The following is an 18,659-nucleotide window of genomic DNA, read 5'->3' as shown; positions in this document are numbered from 1 at the left end:
TGCTCTGATTTGAAAAAACACAAGATAGTCATTATACTTAGGCTCCTTTGTCAGAGGCATTCCCTCAATCCGGCAATACGCCCGAAATATCTGTTCCCCCTTTACAACACAGCCTCCATACAACCATACGAAGAAATTATTATGTCTGAAGAAAAACGCACCTGTTCATTCTGCGGGAAGTCCGAAAACGACGTTAAAAACCTGATCGAAGGCGAACACGCCTTCATCTGCAACGAATGTGTAGAAACTTGCGGCATAATGCTGCAAGACAACGAGTTCGGCGAAATTGAAAACGAGCTTGTCAAAGCGAAAGAAGAAAACGCCGAGAAAAAACTGCCTACCCCGGCCGAAATCGTTGCCAACCTCAACGACCACGTTATCGGTCAGGAACACGCAAAAAAAGCGTTGGCAGTATCGGTTTACAACCACTACAAACGCCTGCGCCACCCGAAAGCGGAGGGCAAAGTCGAGTTGTCCAAATCCAATATCCTGCTCATCGGCCCTACCGGCTCAGGTAAAACCCTGTTGGCGCAATCTTTGGCGCGCAAACTGGATGTACCTTTTGTCATGGCGGATGCCACAACTTTGACCGAAGCCGGTTATGTCGGTGAAGACGTCGAACAAATCATCACCAAACTTTTGGGCAAATGTGATTTTGACGTTGAAAAAGCCCAGCGCGGCATCGTTTATATCGATGAAATCGATAAAATTTCACGCAAAAGCGACAATCCGTCCATCACGCGCGACGTATCCGGCGAAGGCGTGCAACAAGCCTTGCTGAAACTGATTGAAGGCACGGTAGCCAGCGTTCCCCCTCAAGGCGGCCGCAAACATCCAAACCAAGAATTCATCAACGTTGATACTACCAACATCCTCTTTATCTGCGGTGGCGCATTTGCCGGCTTGGAAAAAGTCATCCGACAACGTACTGAAAAAGGCGGTATCGGCTTTGGTGCAGCGGTACACAGCAAAGATGAAAACGCCGATATTTCAGCACTGTTTGAAACAGTCGAGCCTGAAGATTTGATTAAATTCGGTTTGATTCCCGAGCTTATCGGCCGTCTGCCCGTGATTGCCACATTGGCAGAATTGGACGAAGATGCTTTGGTCAACATTTTGACCGAACCTAAAAATGCCTTGGTCAAACAATATCAAACCTTGTTTGAAATGGAAGATGTTGGCCTTGAGTTTGAAGAAGATGCTTTGCGCAGCATCGCCAAACTGGCTATGGAACGCAAAACCGGTGCGCGTGGCCTGCGCTCTATCGTCGAACGTTGCCTCTTAGACACCATGTACACCCTGCCAGATTTGAAAGACGTAGCCAAAGTTGTCATCAATAAAGAGGTGGTGGAAAAAGGCGATCAGCCAAAACTTTTCCGTGAAGACGGCAACGAATACAAGCAATAAGGTTTATTCTCCGAAAAAGACGTGTAACCGTTACACGTCTTTTTTTATTTTCTTAATAAAACCAAAAGCATATCTTTGAATAATGGTCTTATACATGAAAAACAAAGGCCGTCTGAAACATATTCAGACGGCCTTTGTTTTCAAGTTGCTCTAAGTCTGCCTTCATCCGGAGTATTGATGATGGTGACTTCCTTGAATTTTATGAAACTTATTTTTTTGCTTTTTTAACAGCTTTTTTAGCAGTAGCAGCTTTGGCGGCAGGCTTAGAAGCCGCAGCCTCAGGCGCTGCTACCGGTTCAGAGGCAGCAGGCTCGGAGGCAGCAGGCTCGGAGGCAACTGATTCAGCGGTACGTTGATAGCCTTTGCCTTTCATGCAGGCATCAAATACAGCGCGGTCAGCATTTTCACCAGATGCTTGTTGGCATTGAGTCATTGCTTCTTCAACAGTGATGCGTGGCGCTACCGCTTCTTCAGGCTTGGAAGAAGAACAAGCTACCAACATCAGGCTACCGGTTGCAAGAGCGATCAATAAAGTTTTCATAATTGTATATTCCTAAATTTTGATTTTATGGTTTACCGTTAAACGGGAGATACAGGCTGCAAAACAAGCTCTGCACCTCAATATTGAGTACGTGAGTACAATTTAGTTTCATTTCAGCCTGTAAGTTTTTGATAAATTAATTCTATTGAAGTTAAGACAAATGCTTAATCCTCAATAAACTCAAAACCTTGCAGGCCAGTCATTTTTTCTGATTTTGAACTATAAAAATATCAAAACTTGGTCAATTCTAGCCGCAACCATCATTTGGGGAGTCCCTCTTTTTATGGCATAATGAACTACTTGACGGATTATTCCGCTCCCCCTTTTTTCAAACCGCAGAATCAAAATCATACTGCGGTTTATCCATTTCAGAATCAGATTTTTCAGACGGCCTCATCATTCAGAAGGCCGTCTGAACAGAAAGCCACCATCATGAATCCTTTCTCTTCACTCGGTTTAGGCAGCGAATTAGTCTCTGCCCTCACCGATCAGGGTTATGAAAACCCGACGCCTATTCAAGCCGCAGCGATTCCTAAAGCCTTGGCAGGACACGACCTTTTAGCCGCAGCACAAACCGGCACAGGTAAAACCGCCGCCTTTATGCTGCCCAGCCTCGAACGCCTGAAACGCTACGCCACATCCAGCACCTCCCCTGCCATGCATCCTGTCCGCATGTTGGTATTGACCCCGACCCGCGAACTGGCCGATCAAATCGATCAAAACGTGCAGGCATACATTAAGAATCTTCCTTTACGCCATACCGTCCTCTTTGGCGGCGTCAATATGGACAAACAAACTGCCGACTTGCGCGCCGGTTGCGAAATCGTTGTCGCTACGGTTGGCCGACTGCTCGACCACTTTAAACAAAAAAACATCAATTTAAACAAAGTTGAAATCGTTGTACTCGACGAAGCCGACCGTATGCTTGATATGGGTTTCATCGACGATATCCGCAAAATCATGCAGATGCTGCCCAAACAGCGACAAACCCTGCTTTTCTCCGCCACTTTCTCACCGCCTATCCGCAAGCTTGCGCAAGATTTTATGCACACGCCTGAAATGGTTGAAGTGGCTGCGCAAAATACCACCAACGCCAATGTCGAGCAACACATCATTGCCGTTGATGCACTCAAAAAACGCAACCTGCTCGAACGTCTGATTGTTGATTTGCATATGAATCAAGTCATTGTATTCTGCAAAACCAAACAAAGCGTCGATCAAGTTACCCGCGACCTCGTACGCCGCAACATTGCCGCGCAATCCATCCACGGCGATAAATCCCAACAAAGCCGACTGGAAACCCTCAACGCCTTTAAAGAATGTACATTACGCGTTTTGGTTGCCACTGACGTTGCCGCACGCGGCCTGGATATTGCCGAGTTGCCTTTCGTCATCAACTACGAGCTGCCAACCCAACCTGAAGACTACGTCCACCGCATCGGACGTACCGGCCGGGCCGGTGCTGACGGCGTTGCCATTTCCTTAATGGATAAAACCGAACAGAAAATGTTTGAATCTATTAAAGAACTAACCGGCAGCGATTTGAATGTGGAACGCATCGAAGGCTTTGAGCCGCATTGGTAGGGTAACGACAATCAAGATTAAGCCGAAGCGCAACCGGTTCAGCACAACGACAGCCGCTCTCGCCGTGAGGATAGAAACAAACGCAACGAATACGCAAATAAATCAGATAAAAGCTCAAAAAAAGCAGAAGAGAAAAATGATCCGGGTATTGTCTGCGGCAAAATTGCCGGCAGAACACGCCGCAGCCGTCACGAGCGTCAGCCTTGCGCCCTGCTCCAACCTGGTTTTGGCGTAAAGTAAACAACGCTGATTAATCGGTTTTCTGATTATTTATCCTAAGCAAAGGCCGTCTGAAACTTATCTTTCAGACGGCCTTTTATTAAACTAAAAATGAAAAGGACGTGATAAACACGCCCTTTATTTTTTCCGTTTCAGACGGCCTTTATTATTTAAGGCCGTCTGAAAATCGGTTTACCTTGTTACATTAAACATTCACGGTTTCGGCTACTTCGTTGTAGCTGTCGATTTCGTTGAAGTTCATGTAGCGGTAGATTTGGTCGCCCTGCTCGTTGATGATACCGATATTGGCTTGGTATTCTTCAACAGTCGGGATTTTACCCAGTTTGGAGCAGATTGCCGCCAACTCAGCCGAGCCGAGGTAAACAAAGGTGTTTTTACCCAAGCGGTTCGGGAAGTTACGGGTAGATGTGGACATTACAGTCGCGCCTTCGTGTACTTGTGCTTGGTTACCCATACACAATGAGCAACCCGGCATTTCCATACGCGCGCCTGCACGGCCGAGTACGCCGTAGTGGCCTTCGTCGGACAACTCTTTCGCGTCCATTTTGGTCGGCGGCGCTACCCACAGGCGCACGGGAATATCGCTCTTGCCTTCCAAGAGTTTGGAAGCGGCGCGGAAGTGGCCGATGTTGGTCATACAAGAACCGATGAACACTTCGTCGATTTTGGTGCCGGAGCGTTCAGACATGAAGCACACGTCGTCAGGGTCGTTCGGGCAAGCAATAATCGGCTCTTTAATGTCGTCCATGTTGATCTCAATCACGGCGGCGTATTCGGCATCTTTATCCGCTTCGAGCAGCTCCGGGTTCGCCAGCCATGCTTCCATGGTTTTGATACGGCGTTCCAAAGTGCGCGAATCTTGATAGCCGTCGGCAATCATGTTTTTCATCAACACAATGTTGGATTTCATGTACTCGATAATCGGCTCTTTGTTGAGCTTCACAGTACAGCCTGCAGCAGAACGTTCGGCAGACGCATCAGTCAATTCAAAGGCTTGTTCCACTTTCAAATCAGGCAGACCTTCGATTTCGAGGATGCGGCCGGAGAAGATATTTTTCTTACCGGCTTTAGCAACAGTAAGCAGGCCTTGTTTAATCGCGTACAACGGAATGGCGTTCACCAAATCGCGCAGGGTTACGCCCGGTTGCAGTTTGCCGCTGAAGCGTACCAATACGGACTCAGGCATATCGAGCGGCATTACGCCTGTGGCTGCTGCGAAAGCAACCAAGCCGGAGCCGGCAGGGAAAGAAATACCGATAGGGAATCGGGTGTGGCTGTCGCCGCCGGTACCGACTGTATCAGGCAACAGCAGACGATTGAGCCATGAGTGAATCACGCCATCGCCCGGACGCAGAGCCACACCGCCACGGGTAGAAATGAAGGCTGGCAATTCTTTATGGGTTCTCACATCGACAGGTTTTGGATAAGCGGCGGTGTGACAGAAAGACTGCATTACCATATCTGCTGAGAAGCCCAAGCAAGCCAAGTCTTTCAATTCATCGCGAGTCATCGGACCGGTAGTATCTTGCGAGCCGACAGTAGTCATACGTGGTTCGCAGTAAGTACCTGGGCGCACGCCTTTGCCTTCTGGCAAACCGCAGGCACGGCCAACCATTTTTTGAGCCAAGGTGAAACCGGCTTTGCTTTCAGCAGGCGCTTGAGGCAGACGGAATTCGGTAGAAGCAGGCAGTTTCAGTGCTTCGCGTGCTTTAGCAGTCAGACCGCGACCGATAATCAGGTTAATACGGCCACCGGCTTGCACTTCGTCCAGCAAGACTTGAGATTTCAGGCTGAACTCGGCAACGGTTTCGCCGTTTTTCACGATTTTGCCTTCATAAGGCAGGATATCGACGACATCGCCCATTTTCAGAGCAGATACATCGACTTCAATCGGCAATGCGCCGGAGTCTTCTTGAGTATTGAAGAAAATAGGAGCAATTTTGCCACCCAGACATACGCCACCGAAACGTTTGTTCGGTACGAACGGAATATCTTCGCCTGTATGCCAAATCACGGAGTTGGTAGCAGATTTACGTGAAGAACCGGTACCGACCACGTCGCCAACGTAAGCAACCGGATGGCCTTTGGCTTTGAGTTCTTCCAACAATTTAATCGGACCGACTTCGCCAGGTTTGTCAGGATTGATGCCATCGCGCGGGTTTTTCAACATCGCCAGCGCGTGCAGAGGGATATCAGGACGGCTCCATGCATCAGGTGCAGGAGAGAGGTCGTCTGTATTGGTTTCACCGTCGACTTTGAAGACGGTAACAGTGATTTTTTCTGGAACTTTGGCGCGTGAGGTGAACCATTCGGCATCTGCCCAAGATTGCAATACTTCTTGTGCGTATTTATTGCCTTTTTCGGCTTTTTCTTGAACATCGTGGAAAGAGTCAAACATCAGCAGAGTGTGTTTCAGACCATTTGCAGCGATAGGCGCAAGTTTGTCGTTGTCCAAGAGTTCGATGAGTGCATGAATGTTGTAACCGCCAAGCATGGTGCCCAACAGCTCGGTAGCATACTCAGGGGAAATCAGCGGACTGGATGCGCTGCCTTCGGCAACGGCTGCCAAAAATGAGGCTTTAACTTTGGCGGCATCGTCCACACCGGGTGGTACGCGATGAGCCAACAGCTCAACCAAGAATTCACCTTCACCGGCAGGTGGATTTTTCAGCAGCTCAACCAAATCAGCAGTCTGCTGAGCAGTCAGAGGAAGGGCGGGAATACCAAGGGCGGCGCGCTCGGCGGCGGCTTTACGATAGGCTTCTAACATCTCTTTGTTCCTTTTTCTGTTTTTTCTTCTGGGCAGTTGCAAATGATTTGCAATTAAGGATTGTAAACAATCCTTTTAAGCATCATAGACCAGTTTTCAAAAAATGGGAACAGTTATGTTACTGAATGTAATAAATTTAAACTATTTTATTTAATGTGTTAATAGTTTAACCTATCTAAAGCCGCCCTCTTCTATGCGTTTTAGCCAAACAGACGGGAAACTTCGGCTGATTTTTTACGGTACGGCAATATGATTTCAACGCGGAACAGGCCGTCTGATTGGATGTTTCTGATTTTCGCGTCGGTGTCATACATCAAAGTCAGGCGCTCTTTCAGATTGCGCAGAGCCATAGAATTGCCTTTATGCGGCTTGGTATTTTCGTTAGGCTCCGTTCCGCACGGATTTTCGATACTGATGAAAATAGATGATTTTTCCAATTTTGTTAATACCGTAATTATCCCTGGACGGTGGATGGATTCGACACCGTGAAATACGGCATTTTCCAAAAGCGGTTGCAACAGCAGATGCGGCGTTTCCGCATCATCCGGCGCATGGTGCTGCCACATAACCTGTACGCGCATATGTCCCATGCGGATTTGCTCGATGGCAATATATTCCTGCGCCCACTCGATTTCCTGCCCTAAGGTACTGTTTTGACTACCGTCGCGCAGTTGCGCGCGGAACAGGTTGGCCAGATTTTCCAGCAAAGTTTCCGCATCATACGGACGCAAACGGATCAGGCTGATAGCAGCATTTAGACTGTTAAACAAGAAATGCGGACGGATACGCGCCGTCAACGCGCTCAGTCTGGCTTCGGAAATGGAAGGCGCGAGGCTGTTGCGACGGGATGCTTCGATGTACATGAAACTGAAACAAAAAAAGGTCAGCAAGAAGAAGTGTTGAATCAGCGGCCAAATTTCCGTCTTCAAAATCACTAGATCGACAAACAAGAAAATCAGCAGGTTGGAGACGTAGGAAACCACAACGCTGTACTGCGAGCGAAGCAGGGACGGCGCAAATGCCTGTAAGAAATAGACTTTAAGTAAAATTAAAAGGATGACGGGGCAAGCCCATGAAAAATGTTGGAAAATCTGTTCCGGATAAGGCACGCCCGATACCGTCATCAACGGAAAGATAAACAAACTGATTAACAAAACAATGAGCAGGCGCACCAAAGTTGCGGAATTGCGCAAATCCGGCACTGCGAAATTCTGGTTTATTTGACGTATAATAGACATGATTTCAACCGTTTTCTTTCATAATGTATAGACGGGTCTGCTATATTGAAGACGTAGACCCTGTTTTTTTATTTATATTTTAAGGATGCTGATATGAGCAAGGACAAAACCTGGTCAGGCCGTTTTAACGAACCTGTTTCCGAGCTGGTCAAAAAATATACCGGCTCGATTGATTTTGACAAACGACTGGCAGAATGGGACATCCAAGGCTCGCTGGCACATGCGCAAATGCTGACACAGTCGGGCGTTTTGAGCGAAGACGACCTCTCCGCCATCCGTCAGGGCATGGCCGAGATTATAGCAGAAATCAAAGAAGGAACGATTTCCTGGTCGCTGGATTTGGAAGATGTCCACATGAACATCGAACGCCGCCTCACCGACAAAATCGGCGATGCCGGCAAACGCCTGCACACCGGCCGAAGCCGCAACGACCAAGTCGCTACCGACATCCGCCTGTGGCTGCGCGATCAAATTACCGTTATTCAAAGCCTGATTCAAAACCTTCAGACGGCCTTGGTTGATTTGGCGGAACAAAACGCCGAAACCGTCATGCCCGGCTTTACCCACCTGCAAGTTGCCCAGCCGGTCAACTTCGGGCATCACATGCTCGCCTACGTTGAAATGCTCGGCCGCGATTTCGAGCGCATGGCCGACTGCCGCAAGCGCGTCAACCGTATGCCGCTCGGCGCTGCAGCACTGGCCGGTACCACCTACCCGATTCAACGCGAAATTACCGCCGAGCTGCTGGGCTTTGAACAAATCTGCCAAAACTCGCTTGATGCCGTATCTGACCGCGATTTTGCCATTGAGTTCACGGCCGCCGCTTCCCTGATTATGGTTCATCTGAGCCGTCTTTCCGAAGAATTGATTTTGTGGATGAGCCCGCGTTTCGGCTTTATCGATATTGCCGACCGTTTCTGCACCGGCTCTTCCATCATGCCGCAAAAGAAAAACCCCGATGTACCCGAACTCGTGCGCGGTAAATCCGGTCGCGTGATTGGCCACCTGATCGGCCTGGTTACCCTGATGAAATCGCAACCTTTAGCATACAACAAAGACAATCAGGAAGACAAAGAGCCTTTGTTTGATACTGCCGACACGCTTATCGACACCCTGCGCATTTACGCCGACATGATGCGCGGCGTGACCGTCAAACCCGACAATATGCGCGCCGCCGTAATGCAGGGTTTTGCAACGGCTACCGATTTGGCGGATTACTTAGTGAAAAAAGGCATGCCTTTCCGCGACAGCCACGAAGTCGTTGCCCAAGCCGTGCGCCATGCCGATGAAGCTGGCGTTGATTTAAGCGAATTGCCGCTTGAAGTCCTGCAAGGTTTCAGCGGTTTGATTGCCGACGACGTTTACAGCGTGCTGACACCCGAAGGCAGCTTAAACGCGCGCAACCACTTGGGCGGCACTGCGCCTGAACAAGTCCGTTTCCAAATTAAACGCTGGCGTGAATTGTTGGCTTAAACCCATCTAAATACACAATAAAAGGCCGTCTGAAAATTTTCAACGGCCTTTTGATTACCTGTGTTACACTCAACCTCAGAATAAAAACAGATAAAACCTAAACTTACCTTCAAACGAGAAAACACGCCTCCTGACTTTGCCGCCATCTTCAAACAAAAGGAGCAAGGATGAAAAACATTGTCTTAAAATTGGTTATGATCTGCCTATGCTGCGGATGCTATGCCGTATTCGTTGCCTGGGAAAATGGCGGATTCAGCCAGCTCCATGATTTTCAAGCAATAGAGAGCAACGGCATGAGCGTATACCTTCATCAAACCTCCCCCGCAGCCATGCAGGCCGAAAAAAACGAGCTGTCGATTTTGCAAAACAACCAAAACAGCTTAGCCTCTTGCGTCGGCATTGAATCTTTATGCGAACACGCCAAGCCAGGAATCTGGGTTGAACATGCCAAATTCTTGCAACACAAAGACACGGGCAAATTATTGGTACTTTCGTTGGACTATTTGGAAAACAATGACACCGCAAAAACCCTACACAACCGCTATACTGCATCGCTCCTCCCCCAAGCAGACAGAACGGAAGCGTGGCATTACGCCTGGCGTACATTTTTGAGCTCAATAATGTTTCTAATGGTCGTCAATCTGACGCCAATGATTTTTACCCTATTCGAGGAAAAAACAACCGCAGCATAAAAACATGCCGTCTGAACACATTTTCAGACGGCATGTTTCATTATTAAAGCTTAACGCGGATGAACCATATCGGCAGGAACGACCAATTCGTCAAACTCTTCACCTGTTAACAAGCCCAATTCGATGGCAGTTTCGCGCAACGATTTGTCGTTTTTGTAGGCGGTTTTGGCGACTTTGGCAGCGTTTTCGTAGCCGATTTTACGGTTCAACGCAGTAACCAGCATCAGGGAGTGGTGCAGGAAATAGTCGATTTTTTCCGGCACGGGTTCGATGCCGACGGCGCAGTGTTCGTTGAAGCTGTTGCACGCGTCACCCAAGAGGCGGATGGATTGCAATAGGTTGTAGGCGATAACGGGCATATAGACGTTCAGCTCGAAATTGCCCGATGCGCCCGCCATGCCGATGGTGACGTCGTTGCCGAACACTTGGCAGCACACCATGGTCATCGCTTCGCATTGGGTCGGGTTGACTTTACCCGGCATGATGGACGAACCCGGCTCGTTTTCGGGGATTTTGATCTCGCCCAAACCGCAGCGCGGGCCGCTTGCCAGCCAGCGGATGTCGTTGGCGATTTTGTTCAGGCTTGCCGCCAGCGTTTTCAATGCGCCCGAAGCGGCAACGGCGGCATCGCGTCCGCCCAAGGCTTCAAATTTGTTCGGTGCACTAACAAACGGCAGGCCGGACAATTCGGCGAGTTTGGCGGCGGCTTTTTCGGCGTATTCGGGATGGCTGTTTAATCCCGTACCGACTGCTGTGCCGCCCAAGGCGAGTTCATACAAGTCTTTAAGTGCATCGTTCAGACGGCCTAAACCGTGATCAAGCTGGGAAACATAACCGGAAAACTCTTGTCCCAAAGTCAGCGGCGTTGCGTCTTGCAAGTGGGTGCGGCCGATTTTGACAATGGGGGAGAAGGCTTGGGCTTTTTTGTCCAACGTGTCACGCAGGGCTTGGACGGCGGGGATGAGGTGGCGGTTGATTTCAATCGCGGCGGCGACGTGGATGGCGGTCGGGAACGCGTCGTTGGTAGATTGCGCGTGGTTCACATGGTCGTTGGGATGGACGGGCTGATACGCCGCCAAACCCGTACCGGCGATTTCGTTGGCGCGGTTCGCCAGCACTTCGTTCATGTTCATATTGGACTGCGTACCGGAACCGGTCTGCCACACTACCAATGGGAACTGCCCGTCGAGCTTGCCGTTCAACACGTCATCCGCCGCCTGAGTAATCAAATCCGCCTGTTCAGGCTTAATCCTGCCGAGGGAAACATTGGTGGCGGCTGCGGCTTTTTTCACCAGCGCCAAAGCATAAATCAACGGCTGCGGCAGGGTTTCGCCGCCGATTTTGAAATTGTTGCGGCTACGCTGGGTCTGCGCGCCCCAATAGGCTTCGGACGGGACTTCGACATTGCCCATGGTGTCGTGTTCGGTACGGGTACTCATGCGTTTCTCCTATATTTAAACAGAAATAATAATGATTCGTAAATTTATTATACCCAGCAAAAGGCCGTCTGAAAAGAGAGGGGTTTTCAGACGGCCTTTTGCTTTATTAACTTGAAATATTAATAGAAGATAAAAACCGATTTCGGAGCAAATACAACCTGCGCCGCCGCTCCCCTCTTCTAAAAATTTTCCTCTTTGCCGATTTGTGTTCTACGCTAGGTGTTTATCGACAATAAATACCTTATCGTTTCTTTACTTTGTTTCTCTCCAAGAGCATAATGAATAAAAATGATTATCAGGAGATGAAGATGAAACGAAAACATTTGGTTTACCTGTTAATGAGCAGTTTTGCTGCCGCAAACGGCTTTGCCGAAACCTTGGCAGACCCTGATGAAATCCAGCCTGTTAAAACCTTTTCCCCTCCCAAACCGATTGCACCGACCGCCGCACAAGGCTATTTCCCCGAAAACCAATTCGACCGCACCGACCGTAGCGATCATTACTTTGTTACCGAAAACATAGACCAAGCCTTCCGTCCATTAAAAGCAAACAGCGGTTTTTACGGCAAAAGCTTTTACAATTCCATTACCGCGCAAGCGCGCGGGGCGAAAGTGTACGGCGTGGCCAACCTCAATCACACCAAAGCCAACGGCTATAAAGACGGAGACGGCAATCAAACAGATTGGAAATACAGCCGTTTCAATCAAGCTTTGGTACTCGGTTTCGTGCCGTCTGAAAATCAGGAATACCGCCTCACCTATCTACACGATGACATCAACAACGACCGCCAGCCGCAGTTCGTCAACGACGCATTGGATACCGAACGCCACATCGCCAAACTCAACGCGCGTTGGGGCAATGCCGATTTGAGCAATACGGTCAGCGCGGAAGCAGGCATCATCAAACTCAAACGCCATGCCGACAATTACTCCCTGCGCCAAAACAATACGCCGCAGCAAGTATTCGTAGAGCTTGACCGCAAAGTGTACGACTTCTCGCTCAAACACGATGCGAACTTCGGCAAATTCCACAACACCGCCGCCGTCAGCTACCGCAACGACAGCCAAAACGGCGAGCGCAACGCCCACACCGCCATGCGCGATTTCCTCAACGGCTACCGTTTCGCCGATGTACACCTCGACCGCTGGCGCATTGCCGATACCTTGTCTTACAAGTTTGACGACCGACACAAACTGGGCTTGGGTTTGAGCTACGAAATCAACAAAGCGGACGTACGCAAAAATACGGCGCAACCCGCCCATCCGATGAACCGCAACCTTGCCTTCGCCTCATCGCAGCAAATCTGGAAAACCCATTACGGCTACGACTTCAACGGCAAAGTGCGCCGTCATGCCTTTTCAGGTGAACTCAAATACGATTTTACGCCGTCTGAAACGCAAAAATACGGCGTTTCCCTTGCTCACTTAGAACGCATCGGCGACAACACCGAACGCTTCAACTCGCTTGCCGCCATCGTGCAAAACCGTATGAACGGCATGCTGATGAACCAAAACCCAGCCGCCGCCATCGCAGGCAATCCCCTGCTGAAAACCGAAAAACACAACCGCATCAAGCTCACCGCCGACAGCCGCAACGACTACTACAACGGCTATATGAACTCGTTGGCAGGCGCAGGCTGGAACGTGGGCGGCACACTTGTGGCGGACAAAGTCAAAGACCTGATTATTTTTGACCGCGCACACGGACAAAGCGGCACGGCTTCCAAAGGCAGCGGCATCATCACACGCAACGTGGACGCGCGATTATTTACCGTGCAGGCCTACGCGCGTTACAACTTCAATCCGCATTGGGCGGCAGGCATCAAAGCCGCCTACAACTACGGACACAACGAAACCGACGGCAGGCCGCTCTATCAAATTCGTCCATTTGAAGCCGCCGTCCAAGCCGACTACAAAAACTACTTTGCCCACGGCAGCTACAACATCGGCGCAGCAACACGCTTTGTCGCCAAACAAACGCGCGGCGATTTTGACGCGGCAAGCGGTCTGGGCATAGACAAACGCGAAGCCACCAAAGGCTTTACCGTTGCCGACGTGTACGCAGGCGTAAACTTCAAAGACAAATACGGCTTGCGCTTAGGCGTAAACAACGTGTTCAACAAAAAATACGCCGAACACATCAGCGGCGACCACGTCCTCGCCCTGTCGCCCAGCGTGGTGTATGCACCGGGCAGGACATATTGGTTGAGTTTGCACGCGGCGTTTTAAAATCAGGCCGTCTGAAAGAATGCCTACACTGGCTTATTAAGAATTAGGAGATAAAAAATGGATATGAAAAGACGCGATTTCTTAAAAATGACCGCCGCGCTGGCAGCCGCAGGCGTTTCGCCTTCTCTGCTTGCTGCCGGTAAAGAGCAATTTACCGTGTACGGCGCACCGGCAATGCCCAGCGTTACCATTGCCGTAGCGGCGTTGCAAGGCAAGCTGGCGAAACAGGCGGACGTATCGCTGAAAATCTGGCGTTCGCCCGACCAACTGCGAGCGGGCGTAGCGAGCGGACAATTTAAAGTGATGATGAGTCCGAGCAATGTCGGCGTGAACCTGCGCAACCAAGGACAGAAAGTCGGCATGGTCAATATTTTGACCAACGGCATCACGCAGCTGATGTGCAAAGGCAGCGCGATTGTCTCGCCGCAGGATTTGGTCGGCAAAAAAATCCTCGTACCGTTTAAAAATGATATGCCCGACATCGTGCTGCAAGCCTTGCTGAAAAAACTGAAAATCGACACACACAAAGTCGGCATCACCTACACCGCCACGCCGCCCGAAGCAGTCGGCCTATTTTTGAGCAAGGACTACCACGCCGCCATCCTGCCCGAACCGATGGCAACCGCCAGCCTACTTAAAGGCAAAACCATGGGCGTAAACGTCGTGCGCGGATTTGACTTGGTGAAAGCATGGGGACAGGCTTTTGACACCAAACCGCTGATTCCGATGGCGGGCATCATCGCCAACGAAGAATATTTCCACGCACACAAGGCACAGTTCGACATCTTCCATCAGGATTTGAAAAACGCGCTCAACTGGATACTTGCCAACCGCCAAAGCGCCGCGAAAATCGGCAAAAACTACCTCCCCGCCCCCGAACCCGCCCTAGTCATGGGCTTGGACGGTGCGCGGCTGACGGTAACCAAAGGCAGTGAAGTGAAGAACGAGATTTTGAAGTTTTACGAAATCCTGATGCAGTTCAACCCGAAACTCTTGGGAGGCAAGCTGCCGGATAATGGGTTCTTCTTGGCTTAAAAGGAGGAGAGGTCGTCTGAAAATAGTGAAGTAGCCATGAAATCTGACTTGTCATTTTCAGACGGCCTATAAGGACATTATCGGCAGCGCAGGTCGGATTCTTGAATCCGACATTTCGGCTAAACGGGGCTGTCGGATACGAGTATCCGATCTACTCTTTTCAGACGGCCTATCAGATAATAGTTAGAACAGTACACAAAGAGCCGTCATTCCCGCGCAGGTGGGAATCCAGTCTTTGATATTGCAGGAATGTTTTAAAATTGCGGCAACGTCAAACTTCTGGATTCCCGCCTGCGCGGGAATGACGGCGAGTGGTAACTGTAGGTTGAGTTGCCAAACCCGACAAAACCGTTGAATTGTCTGAAATGTTGGGTTATGACACAATCTACGCTTGCTGGGAAAAAGGGATTGGTTGGTAGGGTATGTAGCTGGGGTTGTGTTTGGAAGAAATAGAATTAATGATTAAAGATTAACTTTTTGAAATAATTTATGAGTTTTATAATGCTAAATTATGGGAAATTTCTATATCCACCTACTGTAAAAGTTATAGTTACTGATGAAAAAAATGTCACAAAGCCATTTTCTGATGATTATGAAATTAAATGTAGAATATTTGGTTATAGTTTAATTGATATTTTATTAGAAGAATCTGCAATAAAATTAAGTGAAAATGATGGGTCGGTAATTCTAAATAGAATTTTTACAGGCAATTCTCATGGTGATGCAACAAGACTTATGGGAAGTATTGCTGAGATATTGGTTACTAAATTTTGCAATGAGTATCAGGAAGTTAATAGGCGATTGGGTATGTATGCTAAAGGTGCGTCAAGATTAAATAATGATATGGATAATTTTATTGCTGTTGCGACAGGTGCTCAAAAAACACAGCAATTGTATCCTAATTGGTATAACCCTTCGGATACACAGCGAGATATTATATGGGTACGAAAAGATAATCTTGATAGTCAGCTTTTATGCGTAAAATCAAAAAGTTCCTTTGGAAAACCAGCAGGACTACAAATAAAAACTAGCCATAATTACCAATATGTACTGAATTCTATAGAAAGATATCATTATCCTGTTTTATATTTTGATTTAAACAATGATTGGTGGAAATTGGATAATGCTTTAAAAAATATTAACTTTACAGGGGTTCTAATCCAGCATGATGATATTACAAATGAAATAAAAAAAATATTACTGAATTATTTTGATGTAGTAGTCAAAATATTTTCTGGGGAGATTAGTTTGAAATATTTAATTGATATGTCTAAATATGAAGGAATGACTGATATTCTAAAAGGATTGGAATTAGCAGATCAAAATTATGATAAGAAAATTATTATCCCATAGGATATGCAACTGTAGGTTAGGTGGAACGCCGTATCCCAATCAAAACACCGAAATCCCAACCAAAGGTCGTCTGAAAACACTATTTTGGGCAATCAAGCTGTTTCGTTGGGTTACGGCGTTCCATCTAACCCAATCAACCATTTTTCAGACGACCTATCGTCCCCAAACCATCCTACCAACCAACACCCAAACCATGATTAAAACCGACAAAATCCGCAAACCGCAGCCTGCGGTGTTTTACATCATCGACTACTTTTGGAGCGGCTTTGCCGGTCTGAGTGTGGCGATGGTGGTGGTGGCGTTGTGGGCGTGGGGTAGTGCCGTGTTCGGCGAGTTTATGCTGCCTGCGCCGGTGGAGGTGTTTCAAAAGTCATTGGATTTATTGAAACATTTTCAGGAAAACGAAATCGGGATTTCGCTGTGGCGGTCGGTGGTGGGCATTTCGGTCGCACTGGCGGCGGGATTGGCGGCGGGGCTGGTGGCGGGCAGTTTTAAGACGGCGATGGCGTTGCTTAAGCCTGTGATTACGATTTTGTTGGCGATGCCGCCGATTATTTGGGTGGTGATGGCTCTGTTTTGGTTCGGTTTCGGCAATCCTAGCGTGTTGTTTACCATCATTGTGTTGGTTGCGCCGCTGACGTTTGCGAGTGCGGCGGTCGGGATGGCGAGCGTGAACAGGCAGCATGAGGAATTGTTTGACGCTTATAAGTTAGGCCGTCTGAAAAAAATCCGTTATCTGTATATCCCGCATCTGACGGGCTATGTGATTTCCAGCATCGGCGTGGCGGTGGCGATGGGGGTGAAGGTGGTGATTATGGCGGAACTCTTGGGCGCGAGCGAAGGCGTGGGTGCGCGGATTGCGGACGCGAGGGCGATGCTGGAGACTTCGACGGTGATGGCTTATGTGGTGCTGGTTATCGTGTTTGTGTCGCTGTTTGAATACCTGATTACCAAGCCTTTGGAAATTTTGTTTATGCCGTGGAGAAGATGATGCTCTGTCTTGAAAACGTGCGTTTTGAAATTCTCCGCGACCCCATTGTGCGCGATTTCAGTTTGAACCTGCAACATGGCGAAGTGAAAGCCTTGTTCGGGCCGAGCGGCTGTGGCAAGACGACGGTTTTGCGGTTGATTGCGGGCTTGGAAACGCCGAAATCGGGCACGATACGCAATGCTTTCCGCAAAACGGGTTTTCTGTTTCAGGAAAACCGCCTGCCGGGAAACTTGACCGCGATGCAGAATATCGCTATTTTTATGGACAAACCCGATGAAGGCGAAATCATCGCGCTGGCGGCGAAAGTCGGGCTGACTGCGGGCGATTTGAACAAATATCCGACCGAATTGTCCGGCGGCATGGCGAAACGGGTAGCATTTTTGCGCCTGCTGCTGTGCGGCTGCGACCTTGCCTTGCTGGACGAGCCGTTCGTCGGTTTGGACCGCGATTTGCGCGATATTTTGGTCGCCATGCTGGTGGAAAAAATCGAGCGGCAGGGCATGGCGTGTATGCTGGTAACGCACGACCGCTTCGAAGCCGCACGCCTGAGCCATGAAATCATGCTGCTTTCCACTAAGGGCATGAACGTGCAAAACGTGATTACCCTGCCTACGCCGCTGTCCGAACGCGATTCGGCTTTTGAAGAAGCCGTGGTGGCAAGAGAGTTTCAGGGGATTCATTATTATGAGTGATAGGAATTTAAATATCTGACAAACCTTGCGGTTCGTTGCCCTCTCCCTAACCCTCTCCCACGGGGAAAGGGGATCAGGTTTCTCAAAATCAGAGAGCCGTAGAATTGGGAATCAGATGTCAGGTAAACCTGAAAATGTTCAGGCTCGACAGCCCAATTCCCTCTCCCCGTGGGAGATGGCTAGGAAGAGGGTAAGCAAGCCGCAGGCTTGCCTCTTTAGCGAAAGATACGAATCTGTTATCCGAACGCGATTCGGTTTTTGAAAAAGCCGTGGTGCCAAGGGGGCAGGGGATTCATTATGAGGTGCTTTATGTTTTCGACTGTGATTACTGCTGCTGTTTTATATATTGCTACAGCAGTAGATTTGTTGGTAATACTATTAATATTTTTTGCTAGAGCAAATACTAGAAAAGAATATCGAGATATTTATATCGGACAATATTTAGGTTCTGTAATTTTAATATTAGTTAGTTTATTTCTAGCTTTTGTTTTGCATTATGTTCCGGAAAAATGGGTGTTGGGTTTATTAGGTTTAATACCGATTTACTTAGGTATTAAAGTTGCTATTTACGACGATTGTGAGGGCGAAAAAAGAGCTAAAAAAGAATTGGATGAAAAAGGGTTGTCAAAATTAGTCGGTATTGTTGCTTTGGTTACAGTTGCTAGTTGTGGTGCAGATAATATTGGACTTTTTGTTCCTTACTTTGTGACTTTAGATCTTGTCGACTTATTAGTTACTCTTCTTGTATTTTTAATATTGATTTTTGTTTTAGTATATACAGCACAAAGATTGGCTAATATTTCAGGTGTTGGTGAAATTGTAGAGAAGTTTAGTCGTTGGATAATGGCTGTTATTTATATTGGTTTAGGATTATTTATTATTATTGAAAATAATACAATTCAAACAATAATATCAATAATATGAATGATACGGGCATTTGAGTATCTGACAAACCTTGCGGTTCGTTGCCCTCTCC

The 18,659-nt window shown here is 48.3% G+C and carries 13 protein-coding genes and 1 pseudogene; 10 read left to right on the top strand and 4 right to left on the bottom strand.

All coding sequences use genetic code 11. The features are described 5' to 3' along the window. Positions 1–141: 141 nt before the first annotated feature. On the top strand, positions 142–1,407 hold the full coding sequence (gene clpX, locus HMPREF3139_RS07080) for an ATP-dependent Clp protease ATP-binding subunit ClpX (protein WP_070461379.1): 1,266 nt from the start codon (positions 142–144) through the stop codon (positions 1,405–1,407). 208 nt (positions 1,408–1,615) lie between these two features. On the opposite strand, the gene HMPREF3139_RS07075 is transcribed toward clpX, so the two are convergent. Beyond that, the gene (locus tag HMPREF3139_RS07075; protein WP_070461378.1) at positions 1,616–1,948 is read right to left on the bottom strand and encodes a hypothetical protein; all 333 of its coding nucleotides are present in this window, start codon (positions 1,946–1,948) and stop codon (positions 1,616–1,618) included. Between the two features lie 429 nt (positions 1,949–2,377). On the opposite strand from HMPREF3139_RS07075, the pseudogene HMPREF3139_RS07070 reads away from it, so the two are divergent. Continuing rightward, a pseudogene (locus HMPREF3139_RS07070) lies at positions 2,378–3,772 on the top strand (DEAD/DEAH box helicase). Positions 3,773–3,956: 184 nt separating this feature from the next. Here HMPREF3139_RS07070 and acnB read toward each other — a convergent pair. After that, on the bottom strand, positions 3,957–6,542 hold the full coding sequence (acnB, locus tag HMPREF3139_RS07065) for a bifunctional aconitate hydratase 2/2-methylisocitrate dehydratase (RefSeq protein ID WP_070461377.1): 2,586 nt from the start codon (positions 6,540–6,542) through the stop codon (positions 3,957–3,959). 200 nt (positions 6,543–6,742) lie between these two features. Continuing rightward, a complete protein-coding gene (locus HMPREF3139_RS07060) occupies positions 6,743–7,780 on the bottom strand; it encodes a sensor histidine kinase (protein WP_070461376.1) in 1,038 nt (345 codons plus the stop codon). 93 nt (positions 7,781–7,873) lie between these two features. Here HMPREF3139_RS07060 and argH point away from each other — a divergent pair, with 93 nt between their 5' ends. Further along, complete coding sequence (argH, locus tag HMPREF3139_RS07055) at positions 7,874–9,253, top strand: argininosuccinate lyase (protein WP_070461375.1); 1,380 nt, start codon at positions 7,874–7,876, stop codon at positions 9,251–9,253. Positions 9,254–9,420: 167 nt separating this feature from the next. Continuing rightward, positions 9,421–9,945: a hypothetical protein gene (locus HMPREF3139_RS07050; protein ID WP_070461374.1), complete on the top strand. Its 525-nt coding sequence runs from the start codon at positions 9,421–9,423 to the stop codon at positions 9,943–9,945. Between the two features lie 50 nt (positions 9,946–9,995). Here the strand turns inward: HMPREF3139_RS07050 and fumC are convergent, their stop codons facing one another. Continuing rightward, complete coding sequence (fumC, locus tag HMPREF3139_RS07045; protein ID WP_070461373.1) at positions 9,996–11,384, bottom strand: class II fumarate hydratase; 1,389 nt, start codon at positions 11,382–11,384, stop codon at positions 9,996–9,998. 308 nt (positions 11,385–11,692) lie between these two features. Between fumC and HMPREF3139_RS07040 the strand changes: the two genes are divergently transcribed. From HMPREF3139_RS07040 to HMPREF3139_RS07015, 6 genes are all read left to right on the top strand, one after another. Continuing rightward, positions 11,693–13,612: a TonB-dependent receptor gene (locus HMPREF3139_RS07040; protein ID WP_070461372.1), complete on the top strand. Its 1,920-nt coding sequence runs from the start codon at positions 11,693–11,695 to the stop codon at positions 13,610–13,612. 57 nt (positions 13,613–13,669) lie between these two features. Beyond that, complete coding sequence (locus HMPREF3139_RS07035; RefSeq protein WP_070461371.1) at positions 13,670–14,647, top strand: ABC transporter substrate-binding protein; 978 nt, start codon at positions 13,670–13,672, stop codon at positions 14,645–14,647. A gap of 489 nt (positions 14,648–15,136) precedes the next feature. After that, the gene (locus HMPREF3139_RS10660) at positions 15,137–16,000 is read left to right on the top strand and encodes a hypothetical protein (RefSeq protein WP_083290059.1); all 864 of its coding nucleotides are present in this window, start codon (positions 15,137–15,139) and stop codon (positions 15,998–16,000) included. A 193-nt stretch (positions 16,001–16,193) separates the two neighbouring features. Next, positions 16,194–16,991 carry an ABC transporter permease gene (locus HMPREF3139_RS07025; protein ID WP_070461370.1) on the top strand — a complete coding sequence of 266 codons (798 nt, stop codon included), beginning with the start codon at positions 16,194–16,196 and terminating at the stop codon, positions 16,989–16,991. Beyond that, entirely contained in the window at positions 16,991–17,683 is a 693-nt protein-coding gene (locus tag HMPREF3139_RS07020; RefSeq protein WP_003686194.1) for an ATP-binding cassette domain-containing protein, read from the top strand. The genes HMPREF3139_RS07025 and HMPREF3139_RS07020 overlap by 1 nt, the downstream gene beginning before the upstream one ends. A 309-nt stretch (positions 17,684–17,992) precedes the next feature. Beyond that, on the top strand, positions 17,993–18,607 hold the full coding sequence (locus tag HMPREF3139_RS07015; protein WP_036491903.1) for a CadD family cadmium resistance transporter: 615 nt from the start codon (positions 17,993–17,995) through the stop codon (positions 18,605–18,607). Positions 18,608–18,659: the final 52 nt, after the last annotated feature.

Origin of the sequence: Neisseria sp. HMSC15G01, from assembly GCF_001808255.1 — a bacterium.
Taxonomy (GTDB): domain Bacteria; phylum Pseudomonadota; class Gammaproteobacteria; order Burkholderiales; family Neisseriaceae; genus Neisseria; species Neisseria subflava_A.
The sequence above is the reverse complement of the archived record's forward strand: the minus strand, read 5'-3'. Positions and strand labels throughout refer to the sequence as shown.

Excerpts from the sequence above, each read along its gene's own strand:
- clpX (WP_070461379.1), top strand. The coding sequence starts at position 142 with ATGTCTGAAGAAAAACGCACCTGTTCATTCTGCGGGAAGTCCGAAAAC.
- HMPREF3139_RS07075 (WP_070461378.1), bottom strand. The coding sequence starts at position 1,948 with ATGAAAACTTTATTGATCGCTCTTGCAACCGGTAGCCTGATGTTGGTA.
- acnB (WP_070461377.1), bottom strand. The coding sequence starts at position 6,542 with ATGTTAGAAGCCTATCGTAAAGCCGCCGCCGAGCGCGCCGCCCTTGGT.
- HMPREF3139_RS07060 (WP_070461376.1), bottom strand. The coding sequence starts at position 7,780 with ATGTCTATTATACGTCAAATAAACCAGAATTTCGCAGTGCCGGATTTG.
- argH (WP_070461375.1), top strand. The coding sequence starts at position 7,874 with ATGAGCAAGGACAAAACCTGGTCAGGCCGTTTTAACGAACCTGTTTCC.
- HMPREF3139_RS07050 (WP_070461374.1), top strand. The coding sequence starts at position 9,421 with ATGAAAAACATTGTCTTAAAATTGGTTATGATCTGCCTATGCTGCGGA.
- fumC (WP_070461373.1), bottom strand. The coding sequence starts at position 11,384 with ATGAGTACCCGTACCGAACACGACACCATGGGCAATGTCGAAGTCCCG.
- HMPREF3139_RS07040 (WP_070461372.1), top strand. The coding sequence starts at position 11,693 with ATGAAACGAAAACATTTGGTTTACCTGTTAATGAGCAGTTTTGCTGCC.
- HMPREF3139_RS07035 (WP_070461371.1), top strand. The coding sequence starts at position 13,670 with ATGGATATGAAAAGACGCGATTTCTTAAAAATGACCGCCGCGCTGGCA.
- HMPREF3139_RS10660 (WP_083290059.1), top strand. The coding sequence starts at position 15,137 with ATGAGTTTTATAATGCTAAATTATGGGAAATTTCTATATCCACCTACT.
- HMPREF3139_RS07025 (WP_070461370.1), top strand. The coding sequence starts at position 16,194 with ATGATTAAAACCGACAAAATCCGCAAACCGCAGCCTGCGGTGTTTTAC.
- HMPREF3139_RS07020 (WP_003686194.1), top strand. The coding sequence starts at position 16,991 with ATGCTCTGTCTTGAAAACGTGCGTTTTGAAATTCTCCGCGACCCCATT.
- HMPREF3139_RS07015 (WP_036491903.1), top strand. The coding sequence starts at position 17,993 with ATGTTTTCGACTGTGATTACTGCTGCTGTTTTATATATTGCTACAGCA.